The sequence below is a fragment of the Bradyrhizobium sp. HKCCYLRH2015 genome, assembly GCF_051168215.1.
Lineage (GTDB): Bacteria > Pseudomonadota > Alphaproteobacteria > Rhizobiales > Xanthobacteraceae > Bradyrhizobium.
Window position 1 is genome coordinate 383,172 of record NZ_JBNPUO010000008.1, and the last position, 19,411, is coordinate 402,582.

20 protein-coding genes are annotated in these 19,411 nt (G+C 67.1%); 6 read left to right on the forward strand and 14 right to left on the reverse strand.

The window, feature by feature from the left end; genetic code table 11:
- Positions 1–88: 88 nt before the first annotated feature.
- Positions 89–622, forward strand: a complete 534-nt coding sequence (locus ACQR1H_RS22635; protein ID WP_434874344.1) for a disulfide bond formation protein B — start codon at positions 89–91, stop codon at positions 620–622.
- Here ACQR1H_RS22635 and ACQR1H_RS22640 read toward each other — a convergent pair.
- Together ACQR1H_RS22640 and ACQR1H_RS22645 are read right to left on the reverse strand one after the other, a co-directional pair.
- Positions 619–1,704: an AbrB family transcriptional regulator gene (locus tag ACQR1H_RS22640; protein ID WP_434874345.1), complete on the reverse strand. Its 1,086-nt coding sequence runs from the start codon at positions 1,702–1,704 to the stop codon at positions 619–621. The genes ACQR1H_RS22635 and ACQR1H_RS22640 overlap by 4 nt on opposite strands.
- A gap of 83 nt (positions 1,705–1,787) precedes the next feature.
- Positions 1,788–2,099, reverse strand: coding sequence for a hypothetical protein (locus ACQR1H_RS22645; RefSeq protein WP_434908196.1), 312 nt, complete (start codon positions 2,097–2,099; stop codon positions 1,788–1,790).
- A gap of 190 nt (positions 2,100–2,289) precedes the next feature.
- On the opposite strand from ACQR1H_RS22645, the gene ACQR1H_RS22650 reads away from it, so the two are divergent.
- The 3 genes from ACQR1H_RS22650 (at position 2,290) to ACQR1H_RS22660 (ending at position 4,439) form a co-directional block, all read left to right on the forward strand.
- Positions 2,290–2,784: a hypothetical protein gene (locus ACQR1H_RS22650; RefSeq protein ID WP_315804556.1), complete on the forward strand. Its 495-nt coding sequence runs from the start codon at positions 2,290–2,292 to the stop codon at positions 2,782–2,784.
- 201 nt (positions 2,785–2,985) lie between these two features.
- Positions 2,986–3,771, forward strand: coding sequence for a sulfite exporter TauE/SafE family protein (locus ACQR1H_RS22655; protein WP_316218004.1), 786 nt, complete (start codon positions 2,986–2,988; stop codon positions 3,769–3,771).
- Positions 3,772–3,776: 5 nt separating this feature from the next.
- Positions 3,777–4,439, forward strand: coding sequence for a DsbA family protein (locus ACQR1H_RS22660; protein ID WP_434838012.1), 663 nt, complete (start codon positions 3,777–3,779; stop codon positions 4,437–4,439).
- Positions 4,440–4,514: 75 nt separating this feature from the next.
- Here the strand turns inward: ACQR1H_RS22660 and ACQR1H_RS22665 are convergent, their stop codons facing one another.
- The 4 genes from ACQR1H_RS22665 to ACQR1H_RS22680 all read right to left on the reverse strand — a co-directional run bounded on the left by ACQR1H_RS22665 (position 4,515) and on the right by ACQR1H_RS22680 (position 8,209).
- Entirely contained in the window at positions 4,515–4,721 is a 207-nt protein-coding gene (locus tag ACQR1H_RS22665) for a hypothetical protein (RefSeq protein ID WP_315804553.1), read from the reverse strand.
- A gap of 91 nt (positions 4,722–4,812) precedes the next feature.
- On the reverse strand, positions 4,813–5,634 hold the full coding sequence (locus ACQR1H_RS22670; protein WP_434881733.1) for a hypothetical protein: 822 nt from the start codon (positions 5,632–5,634) through the stop codon (positions 4,813–4,815).
- A 4-nt stretch (positions 5,635–5,638) separates the two neighbouring features.
- Positions 5,639–7,003: a hypothetical protein gene (locus ACQR1H_RS22675; RefSeq protein ID WP_434887557.1), complete on the reverse strand. Its 1,365-nt coding sequence runs from the start codon at positions 7,001–7,003 to the stop codon at positions 5,639–5,641.
- A gap of 138 nt (positions 7,004–7,141) precedes the next feature.
- Complete coding sequence (locus ACQR1H_RS22680; RefSeq protein ID WP_434847152.1) at positions 7,142–8,209, reverse strand: phospholipase; 1,068 nt, start codon at positions 8,207–8,209, stop codon at positions 7,142–7,144.
- A 352-nt stretch (positions 8,210–8,561) separates the two neighbouring features.
- Here ACQR1H_RS22680 and ACQR1H_RS22685 point away from each other — a divergent pair, with 352 nt between their 5' ends.
- Positions 8,562–10,493: a calcium-binding protein gene (locus ACQR1H_RS22685; RefSeq protein WP_434908197.1), complete on the forward strand. Its 1,932-nt coding sequence runs from the start codon at positions 8,562–8,564 to the stop codon at positions 10,491–10,493.
- Positions 10,494–10,512: 19 nt separating this feature from the next.
- Here ACQR1H_RS22685 and ACQR1H_RS22690 read toward each other — a convergent pair whose 3' ends face one another.
- From ACQR1H_RS22690 to ACQR1H_RS22715, 6 genes are all read right to left on the reverse strand, one after another.
- Positions 10,513–11,484, reverse strand: coding sequence for a S1C family serine protease (locus ACQR1H_RS22690; RefSeq protein ID WP_315804549.1), 972 nt, complete (start codon positions 11,482–11,484; stop codon positions 10,513–10,515).
- Positions 11,485–11,642: 158 nt separating this feature from the next.
- Positions 11,643–11,948 (reverse strand): hypothetical protein, encoded by a 306-nt coding sequence (locus ACQR1H_RS22695; protein WP_315804548.1) that lies wholly within the window; start codon positions 11,946–11,948, stop codon positions 11,643–11,645.
- Complete coding sequence (locus tag ACQR1H_RS22700; protein WP_434908198.1) at positions 11,932–13,035, reverse strand: hypothetical protein; 1,104 nt, start codon at positions 13,033–13,035, stop codon at positions 11,932–11,934. The genes ACQR1H_RS22695 and ACQR1H_RS22700 overlap by 17 nt, the downstream gene beginning before the upstream one ends.
- Positions 13,032–13,475: a DUF4383 domain-containing protein gene (locus ACQR1H_RS22705; protein WP_315804546.1), complete on the reverse strand. Its 444-nt coding sequence runs from the start codon at positions 13,473–13,475 to the stop codon at positions 13,032–13,034. Before ACQR1H_RS22705 ends, ACQR1H_RS22700 begins: the two co-directional genes overlap by 4 nt.
- Positions 13,472–14,917 carry an FAD-binding oxidoreductase gene (locus ACQR1H_RS22710; protein WP_434908199.1) on the reverse strand — a complete coding sequence of 482 codons (1,446 nt, stop codon included), beginning with the start codon at positions 14,915–14,917 and terminating at the stop codon, positions 13,472–13,474. The genes ACQR1H_RS22705 and ACQR1H_RS22710 overlap by 4 nt, the downstream gene beginning before the upstream one ends.
- A 69-nt stretch (positions 14,918–14,986) precedes the next feature.
- On the reverse strand, positions 14,987–16,504 hold the full coding sequence (locus ACQR1H_RS22715; RefSeq protein WP_434908200.1) for an AMP-binding protein: 1,518 nt from the start codon (positions 16,502–16,504) through the stop codon (positions 14,987–14,989).
- Between the two features lie 355 nt (positions 16,505–16,859).
- On the opposite strand from ACQR1H_RS22715, the gene ACQR1H_RS22720 reads away from it, so the two are divergent.
- Positions 16,860–17,264, forward strand: a complete 405-nt coding sequence (locus tag ACQR1H_RS22720) for a four-helix bundle copper-binding protein (protein WP_315804543.1) — start codon at positions 16,860–16,862, stop codon at positions 17,262–17,264.
- Positions 17,265–17,402: 138 nt separating this feature from the next.
- Here the strand turns inward: ACQR1H_RS22720 and ACQR1H_RS22725 are convergent, their stop codons facing one another.
- Complete coding sequence (locus ACQR1H_RS22725; protein WP_315736183.1) at positions 17,403–17,573, reverse strand: Flp family type IVb pilin; 171 nt, start codon at positions 17,571–17,573, stop codon at positions 17,403–17,405.
- 160 nt (positions 17,574–17,733) lie between these two features.
- Positions 17,734–19,281 carry a winged helix-turn-helix domain-containing protein gene (locus tag ACQR1H_RS22730; RefSeq protein WP_315804542.1) on the reverse strand — a complete coding sequence of 516 codons (1,548 nt, stop codon included), beginning with the start codon at positions 19,279–19,281 and terminating at the stop codon, positions 17,734–17,736.
- Between the last annotated feature and the right edge of the window lie 130 nt (positions 19,282–19,411).

Sequence of the window (19,411 nt, forward strand, 5' to 3'; positions counted from 1 at the left end):
GGCGCGCATCTCGACAGCTTTCGCGGGCCGGAGTAGGAGCCGGAACGGCCCGGCATGGGACCGGATGCAGCCCCGTTCGGGAGGACCGATGACCAATACTTCTGTGATGGCGCGACCTGCGGCGGGGAGCATGAGCCCGGCGGTGGCGGCGGCGCTGCTCGCGGCCGGCATCGCGGCGGCGGCCCTGGCCGGCGCCTGGTACATGCAGCTGGTCTGGGGCCTGCAGCCCTGCGAGCTCTGCCTGAAGCAGCGCTGGGCCTATTATGCGATCGTGCCGCTCGGGCTGCTGATCGGGCTCGCCGCCAAAGGCGGCGCACCGCGCGCGCTGGTGCTCGCGGGGCTCGGCGTGCTCGCGCTGGCCGCGCTCGGCAATGCCGGGCTCGGCGTCTATCATTCCGGGGTCGAATGGGGCTTCTGGCCGGGCCCGACCGAATGCACCGGGCCGATCGGCAATCTCGGCAGCGCCGGCAGCCTCTTGGAGCGGCTCGACAGCGTCAAGGTCGTCCGCTGCGACGAGGTGCAATTCCGCTTCCTCGGCCTGTCGCTCGCCGGCTACAGCGTGCTGATCTCGCTCGCCATCGCCGCCATCGCCGGCTGGGGCATCACCCGCAAGCGCGCCTAGTCGTCGACATCCTCCTGCGGCCGTCCGAACAGATGGACGATGCCGGGGGTGGCGATGGTGACGAACACGAAGCGCGACAGGTGGTGCGCGCCGACGAAGATCGGGTCGATGTGCAAGGTCAGCGCCAGCGCCATCATCGCGTCCATGGCGCCGGGCGCGAACGCGACGATGGTGTCGGAGAAGCGCACATGCGTCACCAGCACGATCACGGTGACGAACAGCGCCGAGATCGCCACCGCGATCGCGAACGAGCCGAGCGCGGCCCTGATATGGCCGACCAGGGTCTTCACCCGCATCCGGGCGAAGCGGCTGCCGATCAGGGCGCCGATGCCGACCAGCGCCACGCCGCGCATCCATTCCGGCAGGCCGCCCTCGACGAGGCCGGTGCCGTGCAGGAGGCCGCTGGCGACCATCGCGCCGAACAGCCAGCTCGCCGGAAATTTGATCAGCTGCATCAGCATCGCCGCGACCAGCGAGGCCACCAGCAATGCGAGCAGGCCGAGCGGCGAGGCGACGCTCTGGCCGAGCGAGATCGGCGCGGCCGGTGCGACGCCGGCCACGGCCAGCACCAGCGGCAGCGCCGCCGTCAGGATGATCACCCGCAGCGTCTGCACCACCGCGATCGCCGGCAGGTCGGCGCCGCGCTCGACCGCGAGCATCGTGATCTGCGACAGCGCGCCGGGACTGCCGGCGAGCAGCGCCGAGGTGCGGTCCCAGCCATGGACGCGCTGCAGATAGAGGCTGGAGCCGAAGGTCGAGCAGAACGTCGCGAGCGCCAGCAGGCCGATGGTCACCGGATAGGCGCTGACATGGTTGATCAGCTCGCGCGAGACGACGGCGCCGATCGAGATGCCGAGCAGCAGCAGAATGGTCTGGGTCAGGATCGGCGGCATCGCCAGCGGGCGGCCGGCGATCGCGGCGATCGCGGTCGCGATCATCGCGCCGGAGATCAGCCCGCCGGGCAGATGGGCCACGAGGAAGATCAGGCCGCCGGCGGTGCCGAGCACGAGGGTCTCGATCGCGCTCAGGGTCTTGGCGCGGCTCGGCAGGTCGAAGGGGAGGGAGGAGATGATCTGGCGCACGCCGCCTTATGCCAAAAGCCGCCTGCGCGAACAATTCCCGCCGTTGCGCAGGCGCCATGCGCGCATGCGTCCGCAGCGGCCGGTCATTTCGGCTTGTCGGGCGTCGGCAAGGGAGCGGGCACGGATGTCGTCGCGGCAGCCGCCGCCGCCTTGTCGCGCTTGCAGGCCGAGCGGAATTTGCCGCGTGCCTTGCCCTTCAGCCCCTGCTCGTCGGCCTCCTTGGAGCAGGCGATGGAAATCGTCCGGCGCGCAGCCTTGTCCAGGGTGGCGAACTTGTCGGTGGCGGCATCGGGCCGCGACGGCAGCGTCAATCCGGGTTGCGAACGGGCGGGGCCCGCGGCCGACAGGGTGGCCATTGCGATGGCCGCAATCGCCGCCCGGGCAGTTACTCTCATGCTGAAGTCCTCGAACGAAAGGCATGGTGCGATGTCCGGCGATGCTGAACCCGCAGTGAATGGAATGAGCCGGATCGCCGCGCGAGGCAAATTATATTTTCGCGCGGCCACGCTCCCGCCTGCTTTGTCGGTCGCAGGCGTCTCGCTAGAATTACCGTCCCATTCAACATGCTCCACAGGGAGATCTGGGATGAGTTTTCACGCAAAATCATTGGTTGCTTCATCACTCGCCACGCTGGCCGTGATCGGCCTCGCGACGTTCGCCGCGGCGCCGGCGCAGGCGCTCACCGCGCAGGAATGCAGCGCCAAGTACAAGCAGGCGAAGGAGGCCGGCACGCTGGGCGGCCAGAAGTGGAACGACTTCCGCAAGGCCCAGTGCGGCAGCGATGCCACCGCGGCCGCGGCACCGGCGGCTCCGGCCGCACCCGCGGCCGAGGCCAAGCCGGCCAAGGAGGCGAAATCCGACGCCAAGGAGGCCGCTCCCGCGCCGACCGGTCCCGCCGTGTTCCCCAACGCGGTGGACCCGAAATACGCCAAGGAGAAGCCCGGCAAGGCGCGGCTGCAGACCTGCGTCGATCAGTACAATGCCAACAAGGCGACCAACGCCAATGGCGGCCTGAAGTGGATCCAGAAGGGCGGCGGCTACTACAGCGAATGCACCAAGAAGCTGAAGGGCGCTGCCTGATCCGGATTGACGTGACGTTGCCGGCGGGCCGGGGGCATCATGCGGCCGGCCGCCGCTCTCGACGCCATGCATCGCCGCGAGACCGCCGGCCGGACCGGGCTCAACGCCGGTCGCGCGGCGGTCCTCGCCGGTGGCGGGGCATTACTGCTCCGGTGATTTTGGGGCTTGCCTTCCGGTGCGGGAAATGACCCTGCTCTCGCCATGATCTCTGCTGTCCAAGGTATGCTCGGCCTGGTTTGCGGCGCGATGGTCGGGTTCTCGCTCGGCCTCGTCGGCGGCGGCGGCTCGGTGCTGGCGGTGCCGCTGATGGTCTATGTCGTCGGCGTGCCCGAGCCGCACATCGCGATCGGCTCGAGCGCGATCGCGGTCGCCACCAACGCTGCCATCAATCTCGCCAATCATGCGCGCGGCGGCACCGTGATCTGGCCGATCGCGGCGCTGTTCGCAACGGCGGGAATCGTCGGCGCCTTCACCGGCTCGCTGCTCGGCAAGATGGTCGATGGCCAGAAGCTGCTGGCGCTGTTCGCGCTGGTGATGATGGTCATCGCCATGCTGATGCTGAAGACGCGCGCCCGCATCGGCACCCCCGATGTGAAGATGAGCATGGCCAACATCCCGGCGATCGTCGGCTTCGGTCTCGCCACCGGCACGCTGTCCGGCTTCTTCGGCATCGGCGGCGGCTTCCTGATCGTGCCGGCGCTGATGGCTGCGACGGGCATGCCGATCATGAATGCGGTGAGCTCGTCGCTGGTCGCGGTGACGACCTTCGGGCTTACCACCGCGGCGAGCTATGCGTGGTCAGGGCTCGTCGCCTGGGATCTCGCCGGACTGTTCATCGCCGGCGGGATCGCCGGAGGTCTTGCCGGCACGCGCCTGGCGCGCCATCTGTCCGAACGGCGCGGCGCATTGAACGTGGTGTTTTCGGTCGTGATCGCGGTGGTGGCGCTGTACATGCTGACACGCAGCCTGCTGCATATCTGGAGCTGACCTCAATGAAGCGCGTCCCCTCGACTGCGATCATCTCCGCCAGCAGCCGGCGTGACGTGTTGACGCTTCTTGGCGCAGCCGCGGCGCTGTCCTTGTGGCCCCGCGACAGTCGCGCCGAGGATGCCGATGAGCCCGACGAGGGCGCGGTGCTGCGCGATCCCGATGCGCCGGTGCTCGGCAATGCCGCGGGCGACATCGCGATCGTCGAATGGTTCGACTACAATTGCCCGTATTGCCGCAAGCTCGATCCCGAGCTGCAGCAGGTCATCCATGATGATGGCAAGGTGCGCTGGGTTCTCAAGGAGTGGCCGATCCTCGGGCCGACTTCGGTGGTTGCTGCGCGGATGGCGCTGGCCTGCAAATATCAGGACAAATACGCCAGGGCGCATGACGCGCTGATCGGCGTCAGTTCGAAGCTCACCGAGCCGCGCATCGACGAGCTGCTCGCTGAAGCCGGCGTTGATATCGACCGCGCCAAGCGCGACCTCGCAGCCAACGCGAAGGCCATCGACGCCATGCTGGCGCGCAACGACAAGCAGGCGCGGGGATTGCGTTTCCGCGGCACGCCGTCCTTCATCGTCGGCAAGTTCAGGGTGCCCGGCGTGCTGACCATGGCGCAGTTCGAGCAGGTCATCGCCGACGCGCGCAAGGCCAAGGCGGCCAACTAAGGCGGCCAACTAGCTGGCAAAGCAAAGGCGCCTCGACCGAAGCCGAGGCGCCCTGAAAACGAAGCGTCGTGCGCGTTACTTCGACGAGATGCGAACCCAGTCGTCATGCGCGCGGGTCTTGAGCGAATTCCAGCTGTCCGCCGCGACGTCCCAGTTCACGATGGTCCGGCGCGACTGCGCGCTCGGTCCGTTGGCGACCTCCGAGGTCTGCATCGAATCATGGATGTAGACGCCCAAACCCAGGATGAGGGCCCCCAGGATCATTCCCACGAATGTCCGCATGTCATGTTCTCCAGTGTGACGGCCAACAACGCCGCGGTCGAAACTTGGTTCCGCGCTCGCCGCGGTCCCGGTCCACCGCGATCAGAACATCCTAACTGCGCGATTTTTCAGGCCGCGATTCCGGCGACGAGGTGACGAGATTGAGGGCTTTCATCTCGTCGGGCTTGAACGTGAACAGCTGGTCATGCGGCGTCTCCATCGCATGCACCCAGACCTTCAGATCGATGCCCATCGCGGCGAGGTGGCGCTGGCATCGCGCCGAGATGTTCTGCGCAAGGCTCATGTCGTCGCCGGACCTCACGGTGGTCCCGGACGTGGGGACTGCGGCGATCTGATGCACGCCGATGATTGCCCGTTCGCCGGCCCGGCGCTCGACACCGCCGGCGAACACCAGCGGGCACGACGACGCGCAATATTTTCCCGCCTCCACTTCGGTTGTGAATTTCCGCGCGCGGATCAGTCGCCCCATCGCCAGCGCGTCGGCGACGGAGCCGCCGGGCGAGTTCAACACGATCGTCCGGATATATTCGCCATGACGTTCGACTGCGTCCGCGAAGCTGCGCGCGCTGCCGGGCGTGATCGTGCCGATCGCGAACAGCCGGCCGCCGCCGCGCAGCTCGAACTGAATCGGCTGCTGCAAAGCACGATCGCCCTGCGGCAGCGGCATCAGCCGCTTCATCAGGGGCGCCAGCACCGATGGTGATTCGGCCGGCATGTCTGGCGCGTCGCGCCGAATGTCGAGCTGAGACGGGGCCGCATCCGATGGCGCCTGTGGAGCATTCAGCTCGAGCAGGTCCGCCGCGAGAACTGCGACGGTGACGACGAGGATGCTGCGGAAGACCCAACGCAGAATGCTCTCATCGGGATTGTCCGCGAGCCAGGCATGGACGCGTCGGTTCAGCGCCGAAGCCACGGGACTACTTTCCAAGCCGAGCCGACGACAGCGACGTCACGTTCTCATCCACCGCGGCCGGCGCCGGCTCGATGGCTGGCGCGGAAGGCTGCTCAGCAGGCGTTTCGGCAGGCCGTCGCTCGGCCGCCCGCCTGGCATCCTCGACCTCGCGCGCAATCTGCAATGCGGTGACCAGATCGCTGGCCGTCAGGCTGGAGGCGCTCACGGCGGGCAGGCCCTCACGGCGGATGGCGGCATGGACGACGCAGAGGATCAGCACCAGCACCGCCGGCATCAGGTCGATCGAGATCGCGCCCGCCCAGCTCGGGATGAAGTCGCCGGCGTAGCGCAGCACGGCTTCGGCGGGCGACAGCGTCTGGAACCGGGTCGGCTCGATCCGCGGCAGCGCCAGGATCTTGTCGGCGGCGTCGGCGAGCGAGGCGGCCTGCGTCGCGATCGCGCCCTCCACCTTGCCGACGACGGCGGTCTGGCGCTCGGCCAGGTCGCCGCTGCGTCCGCCCGGGGCAGGCGCGATGAATCCGGCCGACAGCGACGTCGCGGCGCGCTTCACCGCAGGGGCCACCGAGGTCTGCTGCAGATTGGCGATCACGCCCATCAGGTTGAGCGACTCCGTGGCGAAGGCATCGCTGCGCGTTGCGATCGGGCCGCGGTCGGAGATCAGCTCGCGCATCCTGGTGAGGCTCTTGCCGCCCTGCTCATAGAGAGCGGAGACGCGCTTGCCCGACTCCTGGACCTGCTGGCCCAGTCCGTCGAGCTGCGTCGACATCTGCGCGAGAAGCTGGACCACGGTGCCCGATCCGGAGGTGCCGGTGAGCGAGCCCGCGCGTTCGGCGTCCGCCAGCTTGGCGAAGCGGGAGGAGGCGAGCTGGATGTCCGGCAGCAGGCTTTGCGCAGCGATGGCCTGGCTGTTGGCCCGGTCGAGGTCGCGCGTGTAGTTCTGCACGGTGATCGCAAGATGCTGCTGGATCGCGGCGGCACCGGCCAGCGCCGAGGCATTCAGCCAGGACGACATCGCGACGATCATCAGCGAGCCCAGCAACATGCAGCCGGCCATCATCAAGCGCCCGATCGTGCTGGTGACGTGCGGCATGAACTGCATCATGAACACCCAGAAGGCGTAGATGCCGACCGAGACCGCGACCGAGTAGATGACCGCCGCAAAGAACACCGTGGTCGGACTGCCGTTGAGCAATTCGCGGACGCCGAGATAGGTGTAGACGCCGGCGGCTAGCGCCAGGATCGCGGTCGTGAGCTTCAGCGTCACTTCGAGACGGCTGACGCCATTGGCGAGCACGACGGAGGTGGAGGAGCGGGCGGAGGAGACTTGCGCGACGGACGCAGGAGACGAGGGCATCAGCGGCGAGGGCATGAGCGGACCTTCGGCGGCCTCATGGCCGCCCGTATGCAGCGCCCCCGCTGTATGGCCGAGCAGAACCAGTGCGGACAAAATCCGCCGACATTGTGTCGGCGGCATTACCGATCAGCCATGTCGTCGGGAGACGCTGGCTCAGCGCATCAGCCAGCGCAGCAGCTCGACATTGGCCTCGCGCGGATAGCAATGGCTGAGATCATCGATCTCGCGATAGGCGACATCGGCGCCCGCCTTGGCCAGGGCGTCGGCGGTATGCCGCGCGATCTCGACCGGGAACATCCAGTCGAGCCGGCCGTGCACGATCTGGATCGGCAGCCCGCGCAGACGGTCGCGGTCGGCAATCTCAGCCATCAGCGGATGGAACGTCGCGGCCACCGGCGCAAGGTGCGTGAACGGCGAGCCTGCGGCCAGTCCGCTGACGTAGCAGAACGTGCCGCCGTCGCTCATCCCGGTCAGCAGCATGCGGGTGGGATCGATCGCGACGCGGCTGCGGACGAGGTCGAGAATGCGCAGCAGGTTCGGCGTATCGGCGTCGTCGCCCATCAGTGCCCAGGTCGGTCCGGCCGCGGTGGGGGCAACCAGGATGGCGCCGAGGCTGCGCGCGGCGCGCAGCCAGCTCCAGAGAAAGTCACGGCCGTTGCCGCTGCCGCCATGCAGCGCCATGACCAGCGGCCAGGCCCGGTCCGCCGTGTAGTATTCCGGCACATACAGCGAGAAGCCGCCGCGATTGCCGATCTCGTTATGGTCGTGAAATACGGCGTCCTTGCCTGCCGAAGAGGTGGCCAGCAACCGGCGCAGCCCGTCGTCGCCATCGACGGCGGGATCGAGGAAGAATTCGCTCAGCGGCGGCAAGGTCGCTGCCAGTGGAAACAGCGCCTCGAGTGCGCGGGGCAATTGACGGAGGGCCCTGAACACGTCGACGAGGTCGCCCTCACCGCGCTGAACGGCGCGCAGGCCGGCAAACGACATCTGCGCGGCGTCCGCTGCCGTGTCGAAGGCGATACGGATATGGGCGAAGTCCGCCGGCCACGACGTGAGATGAATCCGCGCCGTGTGCAGCGCCTGCTCCGGATCGCCGACATCAGCCATCACGCGATCGAAATCCGGCGGATTCAGGTAGCGCGCGACGTAGGACAGGGCTTCGAGCGTCTGCAGCAGTGGCGGCAACACGATGAGAATGTCATCCACCACGGCATCCGTCATGCAGGTCTCCTTGATACGCGAACCGCGGGTCTGGCCGTCTCGTCTGTTTGCCGGCGAGCGCTGTCATGCAACGCAAAATCGGCCGTCCGGGCAATGACCATTTTCCGAACGCGTGTTCGCTCCGCGAAGCCGCAATCTCGCGATGCGGCTCCCGCAAGTCAACATGGTGCGGACGTTGCCGTCGCGCGTGACAGGTGAGTCGCGCGCGAATACACGCGCAGACGATAGTTGATTGACAAAATTCGGGCGCGATGTCGCACTTGGTGAGAGCCGACGGCGCAGCGGAGGGTTCCTCATGGATCACCGCCCTGGGTCAAAACTGCCGATCGGTTGCCGAGGGGGGATTCGCATCATGACCAAGTCGCCGTCGGCCGCGTTGATCAACGCGGTGCTCGCCATGGACGTCTACAACAGAGGCGTCAACCCGACGCTCGTGGTCAATTTCAACCGTATCGGGAGCTATGAGCTGGTGGCGGCGAGCGTGACGTCGACCGCCGACAATTTCGAGGCCGCGACCTATCAGCTCGCGGGCGATCCATCGACACGGATCATTTCGTTTCGCGGCACCGACAGTCTCGCCGACGTGCCGTCGTGGCTCGGCGGCGCCGGTCTGGCCGGCTGGCCGACGCAGTTCCCGGATGCGGAGTCCTACTACAAGACATGGGCGACATCGAACGTCTCATTGACCGGACATTCGCTCGGTGGCGGACTTGCCGGCTACATCGCGGCGCTCAACGACAAGGTGGCCTATGCGTATGACGCGATGCCGTTCGAATTCGCGGCGGAAGTCCGCTACGACCAGTTGCACGGCTTCTGGGGCGCGCTGACGTCGCACCCGGTCGACCGCTATTCCGACATTCACATGGTCTCCCTTTCTGGCGAGATCCTGCAATATGTGCGGGCAGCGGCGCCGGTGCTGGAAGCGCCGCTGGCGCTGCTGCAGCTCGGACCGGTCGCCGGCGCGCTCGCCATCGCCCATGCTGCGATCGGCATCTCGTCCGAGCAGAAGACCGTGCTCGGCGCGGGCACAGATCTCGGTCTGGATCCGGTCAGCCTGCACTCGATCGCGCTGCTGACGATGATGCAGTGGGCGAGCGACAACGGTGCCCAGGATTGGAAGAAGGCGGCGGCTGTGCTGCTGGCGCCGCTGGAGGATGACGCGATCGCTTCGGCGGTCGGCATTCCCACGGCCGGTGTGAGCGGCGAAGGCGCGCCGTCCGACAAGATGAAGGACATGATCGCCTATTCGACCGTCACCGATGCGAGCGGCTACGGCAACAGCGCCGTTCAGGCCCTGTTCAACGGCGGCGGCGTGCTCGGCAACAGCGTCAGCGCCGACACCGCGGCGACCTACCTGAAGAACGGCGGGGTCGAGAAGGCGCTGGCCGAGATCGTGGTGGAATATTCGGCGCTGCTGGCGCAGAACCACGACGAGGTCACGGCGACGCCCGGCGTGATCGGCCATGAGCACGGCATTTTCTATCAGGATACGGCCAACAACCTGCTGGTTGCGGATCTGTCGTCCGACCTGTGGTCGCACACCGACACCGGATCTACGGTGGACATCCTCGGCAAGCTCGCGCTGATCGATGCGGTTGCGAGCTTCGAGGGCGATGACGCCAACCTGATCGACATGGCGATCGGCGTGCTGTGGGGCGGCAAGACCGACAATCTCGACTGGCTCAGCGCGGCGCTGAGCGATGCCGCGACCTCGGTCGCGGTCGATCCGGTGCCCGGCGCGATCATTGCCGCCTCCGACGGTGCGCTGCTGATCGCCGGCGGCGGCAACGACACGCTGGCGGGTACCGCCAATGACGACCTGCTGATCGGCGGCAGCGGCAGCGACGTGCTCAAGGGCGGGGCCGGCGACAACATCCTGGTCGGCGGCGTCGGCGCCACCTACGTCTATGCGCCCGGCGACGGCAACGACGTCATCATCAACGGCGTCGCCTCGCTGTCGAAGCCGACCGGCACGCTCGATTTCGGAACGGCCTACACGGCCGACAATTTCTGGTTCGTCAAATCGGGCAACGATCTCGAGATCGACATTCTCGGCACCCATCAGCAGGTCACCGTCGCCGACTGGTTCCTTGGCGGCTCCTATCAGCTGCAGGAGATCAAGGCCGGCGGTCTCGAGATCGATACCCAGGTGTCGCAGCTCGTGCAGGCGATGGCGACCTACGCCCAGGCGCATCCGGCCTTCGACCCCACGGTGGCATCACAGTTGCCGACGGATGCGCAACTGCACGACCAGATCGCCGCGGCCTGGCACGTCAACGCGTGAACGCAGGCCCGCGGCCGCCTCAGTGCAGCCGCGGCGCCTTGAGCAGCTTGGCGCGGTCGGTCGAGGCGATGGTGACGTCGAAGGTGACGCCCTCATGGTGCACCGTTAGCGGCACGTCGACGCCGGCTGCGCCGAGCGCCCAGAGCTTGCGATAGAACTCGCTCTGGCTCGTCACCTTGTCGCCGTTGATGCCGAGGATCACGTCGCCCGCCTTCAACTCGGCGCGGGCGGCCGGGCCATTGTCGGAGACGCCGATCACGACGACGCGATCGTCGACCTCGGTCGCGTACATGCCGAGCCAGGGGCGTGCCGGCTTGTTGACGCGGCCGAAGCGCCTGAGATCATCGATGATCGGCTTCAGCAGATCGATCGGCACGACCATGTTGACGTGCTCGTCCTTGCTGTCGCGCTCGCGCTCCAGCTGGAGCGACCCGATGCCGATCAGCTCGCCCTTGGCCGAGAGCAGGCCGGTGCCGCCCCAATTCGGGTGGGCGGGGTGGGTGAAGATCGCCTCGTCCAGCAGATATTCCCAATAGCCGGCGAATTCCTGCTTGGCGATGATCTGGCTCGCGACCGATCGCGTCCGTCCGCCGGCGCCGCCGAGCACGACGTGATCGCCGACCTTGGTTGCCGCCGACGAGCCGAGCGGCAGCGCGGGCAGGTCGAGCGACCCGAGCGCCTGCACCAGGCCGAAGCCGGTGGTGAAGTCGAACCCGAGCACATGGCCCTCGACCACGCGTCCGTCATTGGGGTGCAGCCAGACGGATTCGGCCTCGGTGATCAGGTAGCCGATGGTCAGCACCAGCCCGTCGTCGATGACGACGGCATTGCCGGCACGCTCGGTCCCGAGCGTTTCTGCGCTGAAGGCGTCGGACGGAATGATGGCATGCAGGCCCACGATCGAGGACAGGGCTTGATCAAGATCGTATTGATAGTCTTCGGCGCGAGGCTGGAAGGCGGAGGGCACTTTCCATTCGGTCAAAGAAGGCATTTCGTTCTCCTGCTCTGTCGATACGCCCGGATGTATCGACCAAGCTTCTGCTTCGTGTCGCGTGACGGCCACAGCGTGAACGCGAGCTTAACATCTTTGGGCGGCTGCGCCAGTTCCGCGGGCCCCGCGCCGGCGCTGGGAGGAACTGCCCGTGCCGACTACCCGCGGCCGCAGCCCCTGCCGATCAGGGGCCAGACCAGCCACGCGCCGGCAGCATACAGGCTGCCGACAGTCGAGGCTCCAGTTCTGGCCGCGATGTGGAAACGTCCGGCATCGAGCAAGGCTCCATCGGAGGCGACGATCGCCGAGATCATACGGTCGGACGGGCCGAACACGACCACCGCATCCGGCTTGATCACCAGGGCCATGGCAGCCATGCCCGCAAACCAGGCGAGGGCAACGGCCAGCACGCCCTTCAAGGGAAGGGCGCGGGACGGGGGAGGCCGGTCAATAGTCGTAGGCATGCTCGAACGTATATCCCGCGGCTTCGAAACGGCCGATGTCCTGAACCAATGACCGCACCGGTACGTCGACGCCGATGCGGCGGGCACCGGGACGCGACTGGATCGGGACGGTGAATATAGGCAGCCCATCGAAAGCTGCCAGCCGTCCGTCGCCCGGCGGCACCATGATCGTGACCAGGATGCGATGGTTGCCCGCGACCTCGCCGAGCCCGGCGCCGTCATGACGGCCGAGCTCCTTGGCGAAAGCATCGAACTTGGCGTAGCGCTCGGTCTCCACCAGCACGCCCTTCATGCCTTTGGCGTCCGTGACCTCACGGATCACCTTCACGCCCGGCATGACTGCAAGCTCGGCGGCAGGCAGGCCGGTGACGACGCTCTGGATGGCCAGCACGGCCGGATCGTAGCCCGCCGCATAGCCGATGACGGCCGCATAGGCGGCGCGCCCGGCATATTGCAGGCTGAGCGAGACGCGCCGCTCCACGGCGCGGAACGACGGCACGAAGGGCGTCTCGCGCCAGAACTGATCGAGCTTGGCGACGAAGGGATAGCGATACCAGGGGGTCTGATACAGGAATGCCGCGTAATCCTTCAGCAGAGCGAGGTTGAAGACGTCCTCTGCCGTTTTGACGCCGTCCGTGGTCTCCCAGCTGATCGCCCCGATGCTCTTCTCGTAAGCGCCCTGCAACGCCATCTCGGCGGTGAAGCTGAAGCCGATGATGTAGTTCGTCAGCTTCTGCTCCGAGGTGGCGGGACCGGAGCCGGCCGCCTGGCGCGTGGCCCGGCACAGGCTGCGCCAGAAGCCGGAGACGCTCGATAGATAGTGGAAGTCGGACTCCGAGGCCTGCCCGGTCACCGCAGCGAGGTCGGCATAGGCGTGGACGATGTACCATTCAGGAAAGGTCAGGAAGCTGTCACCCTGCGACCTCGCATAGGCGGGATCGGTGATGCCGAAGTCGGAGTTCACCACCGGGGTCGGGACGTCGGCCACGCAGACCGTCTCGACGCTGATCACGGTGGTGGCAATGCCGATCGCCGTGGCTGCCAAGACGACGCCGAGAAGATACAGCGCTTTGCGACGCAGGCTCATGCGACGGCAGCCTGTCTACGCCACGGCGACCAGCCGACCGCGATGCCGATCGCGCCGAGCGCGAGATGCGGCAGGCTGGAGAGGACCTTCACCAGCCACGAGGTGTCGCGGATGCCGTCGATGACGATAGAGAGGTCGAGATAGCCCGAGCCGGTGAAGACGCCCATCACGCCGTCCAGGAAATACAGCGAGCCGAACACGCGCAGGAAGAACACCGCGCTGCGGCGGGTCAGCATCGCCGCCAGCGCCCACAGGCCGGAGACGACATGCAGCGCATCCTTGTAGATGTCGAGCTGGAACAGGCCGAACACGCGGCCCTGCGCATCGATGAAGGCAGGGATGTAGTCGGTCGCGGCCGCGAATAGCAGCGCCACGGCGAGCGCGAGCGCGGCGATGCGATAGCGGTCCAATGCGAAGCCGTCTGCTGCTGATGTATTCATGCGAAATAGGCGTCCCACATCGCGTTGCGGAACAGGAGGTTCGGATCATACTGCCGCTTGGCGGCGACGAAATGCGCGGCCGCCGGATAGGCCTTCTCGACCTGGTCGCGGCGGGCATGCAGACGATAGGGCAGATAGAACGCGCCGCCAATCGCGGTGATGCGGTCGATCAGCGCTTCGGTCGTCCGCAGCATGTCGATCTCGCCTTCGGGCGAGGTCGCCTGCGAGAACGACATGACGGCTGCGATCCGGCGCACCGGCGCGATCGTGAGCGCGGGTGTCTTGTCCTCGGCGACGTAGCGCAGGGTGACGTTGAGGAATTCGGCGCGCGCTTTGGGAATGATCTCGCGGCAGGCGGTGAGGAACTCGCCGAACCGCTCCGGCGCCACGAAATATTCGTGCAGGATGTCGGTGCGGTGCATGTCCTTCTGCGCCAGATTGGCGACCGGCTCGGCCATCAGCGAGTTGCGGGTGTAGCGGCTGTCGGAGATGGCGGGGCCGAGCCGGGTCTCCATGAACCAGCGCAGGCCCTTGGCGACCTCCCATCCGGTCTGGGCGCGATAGATCGTGTTGGCGACGCCGGTGAGCTTGCCGGAGCTCACGGCCGCGGGCAGGGTCGCCGGAGCATCGGGGGCGGGGCGGAAGGTGACGAGCAGGGCGTCGTCGAAGAACGCCTTGCGCGACACTGACATCCGTCCATAGGCCATCTTCACATTGGCGTCGCCATCGATGTTGCGTGTGAACTGCTCGGCGAATTTCTCCGGCGCCATGCGCTCGAAGCGCGGCTCGAGCAGCAGGTTCGGCACCATCTCGACCTCGAGATCGACGATGAGGCCGAACAGGCCATAGCCGCCCATCGCGAGCCCGAACAACTCGGCATTCTCCGTGCGCGAGCACTGCACCAAGGTGCCGTCGGCGAGCAGCATGCGGATCGATTTCACCGTCGAGCCGAACGGGCCGTACGGCACCGGCCAGCCATGGGCATTGACGCAGAACGTGCTGCCGACGCCGAAATCGCTGTTCGACTGCATCACGGCCGGCGAGAAGCCCTTGGGATCGAGCGCGGCGATCACGTCCCACCAGCGGTTGCCGGCCGCGGTCCGATAGGTCTTTGCCGCCGTGTCGAGCTCGATCGCGCCGCCGTCGAGCGTGATTGCCGTGCCGTCGCGCGGCAGGCTCTGGCCGCCCATCGAATGCCGGGCCACGGCCGCGGTCACCGGACGTTTCGCGGCCGCAGCCTCCTTCAGCTCTGCGCGCAGCCGCGCGATCAGATCGTCGGTGGCGGGCTTGCGGATCACCACATGCTTCGCAACCGGCGTCGGGCTGAGCCGGCTGGCGTCGTTGAGGATGGTGCGCAGCTCGGCCCGCGCCCGCGGCATCCGCGCCAGGGGCAGCGCCGCGGCCGTGGCTGCGGCGCCCAGAAACCGTCGTCTCGACATCATGGCGCGGACTCTCCTTCCCCTGACGGAGTCTACGCCGGCATCGTAAACGTTCGAAAAATTTCCGTGCGGTCAGTCTGCGGCCGGTCGTGCCCGGGTGGGTGCGAGACGGAAGTCGCGGCCATCCTTGATCCATTCCGCGCGCTCGTCGCGCAGCAGGGTGCGGCGCACCTTGCCGGAATCGTCGCGCAGCATGGTGTCGACCAGCTCGTAGCTCTCCGGGTGCTTGTAGCGGCTCAGCCGGTCGGCGAGGAACGCGCTCATGCCGTCGACAATAGCCTGTGCGTTCCTGGCCCGGTCGATCTCGACGATCGCATGCACGCGCTGGCCGAGTTCCGGGTCGGGCAGGCCGACCACGACGCAGGAGCGGATGTCGGGATGCGCCATCAGCGCCGCCTCGACCTCGGCCGGATAGATGTTGGCGCCGCCGCGCAGGATCATGTCGGCGAGGCGGTCGCCGAGATAGAGGTAGCCGTCGGCATCGAGCCGGCCGATGTCGCCGAGCGACTCCCAGCCGTCGGCGCGCCGCTTCGGCTCGGCGCCGAGGTAGTGATAGGTGCTGCCGGCGCCATCGGCCGGCAGGAAGTAGATCTCGCCGCTCTCGCCCGGCGGCACGTCGTTGCCTTGGGGATCGAGGATGCGCAGTTTGCAGGACTCGTCGATCTTGCCGACCGAGCCCTTGTGCTCAAGCCATTCGGTGCCGGAGATGACGGTGCGACCCTGGCGCTCGGTGCCGCCATAGAGCTCGTAGACGCGCTCGGGCCCGAGCCACTCGATCCATTTTTCCTTGAGCCATGGCGGCATCGGCGCGGCCATGTGGAACACCATCTTCAGGCTCGACACATCGTAGCTGTTGAGGACCGCCTCCGGCAGCGCCCAGATCCGGTGCATCATCGTCGGAACGAAGTTGACCCACTGGATGCGCTGCGCCTGGATCAGCCGCAGCGTCTCCTCGGCATCGAACTTCACCATCCCGGTCAGGCTGCCGCCGGCGAACAGCGCGTAGTGCGACACGATGAACGGCGCGTTGTGATAGAGCGGACCGGGATTGAGCAGCGATGCGCCCCTGGGGATTCCGAGCGGCGGCTCGGCGGCGGTGTCGGTCACCGCCGGCTGGTGATCGAGGATCACCTTCGGCCGTCCGGTCGAGCCGCCCGAGGTCATCGCTTTCCAATAGCGCGACACCGGCGCGGTGAGCGGCGCGTCGGAAAAGCCGTCGGGCATGAAATCGGCCGGCAGCGCGTTCGGTGCATTCCAGTCGGCCTCGCCCCCGACGACTAGCGACGGATTGAGGATCTCGAGCACCGCGGCGGCCTCGCCGCGCGGCAGCCGCCACGACAGCGACGTCGGCGTCGCGCCGCATTTCCACACCGCGAAGCTGGTCTCGAACAGCGCATTGCCGTTGGGCAGGCCGATCGCGACGAAGTCGCCGGGCTTCACGCCCTTGGCCGCGAAGGCGCGCGCGCGCGCATTGGCGCGGCGCTCGAGCTGCTCCCAGGTCAGCGTATCGGTGCCGTGCCGGACCGCGACGCTATCCCTGGGTTTGCGCTCCGCATACCAGCGCGGCACGTCGGCCATCGGAATCAGCATCTCGTCCTCCGCATCGTCGGCCGCCTCGCTCGGGCGCCCGTTCTTGGTCTGCGGCTCGGGCCGCCGACATCAGTGACGCGAGCTGTTGTGCCTCAACCGAACGGGTGCGTCCATACGCGCGCGGCGCCAGGTTTCGGATGGCAGTTCTGCGAAATGGCGCTGATACGCATGAGGCAGGAGTGAAAGGCTGGAAGCCGTGACGCAGGTGGACTGATAATTCCGTCACGCGGATCGTAAGACGGTCGAGGTCGCGCCACGGGGAACAGGTCAGGCATCGCACCGAACGGCGCGGCGATAAGAACCTTTGCAGCCGATCTTCATTGTCGCTCGCGGGGTCCAACGGACAGGAGCTCCCATGCACGCTCAACAGATGATCGAAACCCACCCGCACGTCCGCGGCCGAGTCGACGATGCACTCGTCCGCTGCATCGAGGAGTGCTACTCCTGCGCACAGATCTGCACCTCCTGCGCCGACGCCTGTCTCGGCGAGGACAGCGTCGCCAGGCTGACGCAATGCATCCGGCTCAATCTCGATTGCGCCGACGTCTGCAACGTCACCGGCCGGCTTGCCACGCGGCGTACGGGCTCCGACCAGGAGATGATCAGTCGCATGCTCGAGGCCTGCGCGGCGGCTTGCCGGCGATGTGCCGAGGAGTGCGAGAAGCACGCCAAGATGCATGCCCATTGCCGGATCTGCGCCGAGTCCTGCCGTCGCTGCATGAACGCCTGCGAGGAGGCGGGACGCAGCACGACGCACTGAGAGGCCGGTTGCGGCGCTGCTCCATCGAAGAATGGAGGCCCATTAAAAAGACAAAGGCCGGGCGCGAGGCCCGGCCAGTCCGACCATGGCGACCGGATTGCTCCAGTCCTGAGAACGCCATCGCAGACAATCGATCGGTCAGCCGCCGTTCAGCTTCGTGGTCAGGGTCGTGAAGATGCCTTCCAGGGTGAGTCCGAGCTTGTTGAGTATGGTGATGATCGCAAGGGCGATGCCGGCCGCAATCAGGCCGTACTCGATCGCGGTTGCGCCCGATTCATCCTCGTAAAATTTGAGAAGCAATTTCCTCATTAATTCCCTCCGCCGTCCAACGACAGGACCGCCGGACGATGTCCGCGAAACTACGGAATGGAACCTAAGGTAGTATGAACGAGGTCGAGCCAAGTTTCGCAGCTGTGCCGTTCATGTCGAAAATTCCAGTTGCAACATGGTCCACTGCACGCGAACGGGATCATGGCGGCACACCGGCTGCGCGCAGCGCCTCCGCATAGGTTGTGGCGAGCGTCCCGGCCGGAAATGGGATCCGTTCGAGGAACTCGGACACCGTGAGATGCGGTTCGAGGCTCAGAAGCTGACGGGCGACGTCGCCGGCGCGCGCCATCTCTCCGTTCCTGACCAGGGCGACGATCAGGACGCGAAGCGCGACGGCGAAACGCCGGTTCTGCGCCAGCGCGATCTCCGCCCATTGAATGGCGGCAGCGCGATCGTCCTCCGCCACCGCGCAGATCGCCAGCGCTCCGGCTGCGAACCATCCCCGCGGATCGCGCGGGTTCAGCCGCCGCGCCCGTTCGATCATCGCGCGTCCCGCAGCCGTGTGTCCGGCCATGATCTCGATCCAACCGCTCAAGGTCAGCGCCATCGCCGAGTTCGGGTTGATCACAAGCGAGCGGCGGAACAGCTCTCGTGCCGGGGCGATGTCCTCGGCCATGTTCCAGATCGCGAAGGCCGCCATCCACAGCACCTGCGCGTCACTGGGCGCATGCTCGCACGCCTGCCACGCCCGCGCCACGGCAGCCGTGCGATAGTTCTCGTCCGGCGCGCTCCAGCCCTGGAAGTGGCGCAGCGCCTGGCAATAGGCCCAAGCCGCCATCGCGGGTGCGCAGGCGGGATCGATCGCCAACGCCTGGTCCAGACAGACGATCGCCGCAGCGAGGCTGTCGGGCGTGAAGGCGTCACGCAGGCTGGCGGCGCGCAGCAGCAGGTCGTAGGCGTCGGGATGCAGCGGCGGCGTCGCCCGCCGCCGCTCGCCTTCCGCCAGTTCGAGCGTCGGTTCGATCGCGGCCACGATGCTTTCGGTGATGCGGTCCTGCAGCGCGAACACGTCGTCCAGCTGACCGTCGAAGCGCTCCGCCCATAGATGCGCGCCGGACGCCGCATCGATCAGCTGCCCGTTGATGCGCAGGCGGGACCCTGCGCGGCGCACGCTGCCTTCGAGAACGTAGCCGACGCCGAGCTCGCGTCCGACCGCCCGAATATCGACGGCCTTGCCCTTGTATATGAAGGAGGAGTTGCGGGCGATCACGGCGAGGCCGCTGCAGCGGGACAGCGCGGTGATGATGTCCTCGGCCATGCCATCGGCGAAATAGTCCTGCTCCGGATCGCCGCTCATGTTGGTGAACGGCAGCACGGCGATGGCGGGGCCGTCGAACGCGGGCGCGGCCGACACCGCCGGCGTCTGCACCGCTTCGGCCTGCTCACGGACCTCGCCGACGAAGCGGACACCCTTGCGAGGAATGGTGCGGATGAGGCGCTGCGCCTCGCCGCTGTCGCCGATCGCGCTCCGCGCCGCGCTGATGCGGCTCGCCAGCGTCGCCTCGGAGACGATGCGGCCGCCCCACACCTCGGCGAGGATGTCGTCTCGGCTGACAACGCGGTCCCGCGTCTTGATCAGGAACGCGAGCAGGTCGAACACCTGCGGTTCCATCGCGACCAGGCCGCCGCCGCGGCGCAGCTCGCGGCGGTCGGGATCGAGCACGAAATCGTCGAAGCAATATACCACATGCACCGTCCTGGCCGCCGGCTTCACCTTCGCGTCACGCGATCAGCAAAATCAAGCCGGCCTCAAGGAAAAATCAATGCCTCCTCCAAGCGCCGCGCGGGCGCAAGGCGCACAACAACGGCACATCGGA

What these genes read in the sequence shown, in the direction of transcription:
- ACQR1H_RS22635 (WP_434874344.1), top strand. Translation starts at nt 89, where the DNA reads ATGACCAATACTTCTGTGATGGCGCGACCTGCGGCGGGGAGCATGAGC.
- ACQR1H_RS22645 (WP_434908196.1), bottom strand. Translation starts at nt 2,099, where the DNA reads ATGAGAGTAACTGCCCGGGCGGCGATTGCGGCCATCGCAATGGCCACC.
- ACQR1H_RS22650 (WP_315804556.1), top strand. Translation starts at nt 2,290, where the DNA reads ATGAGTTTTCACGCAAAATCATTGGTTGCTTCATCACTCGCCACGCTG.
- ACQR1H_RS22655 (WP_316218004.1), top strand. Translation starts at nt 2,986, where the DNA reads ATGATCTCTGCTGTCCAAGGTATGCTCGGCCTGGTTTGCGGCGCGATG.
- ACQR1H_RS22660 (WP_434838012.1), top strand. Translation starts at nt 3,777, where the DNA reads ATGAAGCGCGTCCCCTCGACTGCGATCATCTCCGCCAGCAGCCGGCGT.
- ACQR1H_RS22665 (WP_315804553.1), bottom strand. Translation starts at nt 4,721, where the DNA reads ATGCGGACATTCGTGGGAATGATCCTGGGGGCCCTCATCCTGGGTTTG.
- ACQR1H_RS22675 (WP_434887557.1), bottom strand. Translation starts at nt 7,003, where the DNA reads ATGCCCTCGCCGCTGATGCCCTCGTCTCCTGCGTCCGTCGCGCAAGTC.
- ACQR1H_RS22680 (WP_434847152.1), bottom strand. Translation starts at nt 8,209, where the DNA reads ATGACGGATGCCGTGGTGGATGACATTCTCATCGTGTTGCCGCCACTG.
- ACQR1H_RS22685 (WP_434908197.1), top strand. Translation starts at nt 8,562, where the DNA reads ATGACCAAGTCGCCGTCGGCCGCGTTGATCAACGCGGTGCTCGCCATG.
- ACQR1H_RS22690 (WP_315804549.1), bottom strand. Translation starts at nt 11,484, where the DNA reads ATGCCTTCTTTGACCGAATGGAAAGTGCCCTCCGCCTTCCAGCCTCGC.
- ACQR1H_RS22695 (WP_315804548.1), bottom strand. Translation starts at nt 11,948, where the DNA reads ATGCCTACGACTATTGACCGGCCTCCCCCGTCCCGCGCCCTTCCCTTG.
- ACQR1H_RS22700 (WP_434908198.1), bottom strand. Translation starts at nt 13,035, where the DNA reads ATGAGCCTGCGTCGCAAAGCGCTGTATCTTCTCGGCGTCGTCTTGGCA.
- ACQR1H_RS22705 (WP_315804546.1), bottom strand. Translation starts at nt 13,475, where the DNA reads ATGAATACATCAGCAGCAGACGGCTTCGCATTGGACCGCTATCGCATC.
- ACQR1H_RS22710 (WP_434908199.1), bottom strand. Translation starts at nt 14,917, where the DNA reads ATGATGTCGAGACGACGGTTTCTGGGCGCCGCAGCCACGGCCGCGGCG.
- ACQR1H_RS22715 (WP_434908200.1), bottom strand. Translation starts at nt 16,504, where the DNA reads ATGCTGATTCCGATGGCCGACGTGCCGCGCTGGTATGCGGAGCGCAAA.
- ACQR1H_RS22720 (WP_315804543.1), top strand. Translation starts at nt 16,860, where the DNA reads ATGCACGCTCAACAGATGATCGAAACCCACCCGCACGTCCGCGGCCGA.
- ACQR1H_RS22725 (WP_315736183.1), bottom strand. Translation starts at nt 17,573, where the DNA reads ATGAGGAAATTGCTTCTCAAATTTTACGAGGATGAATCGGGCGCAACC.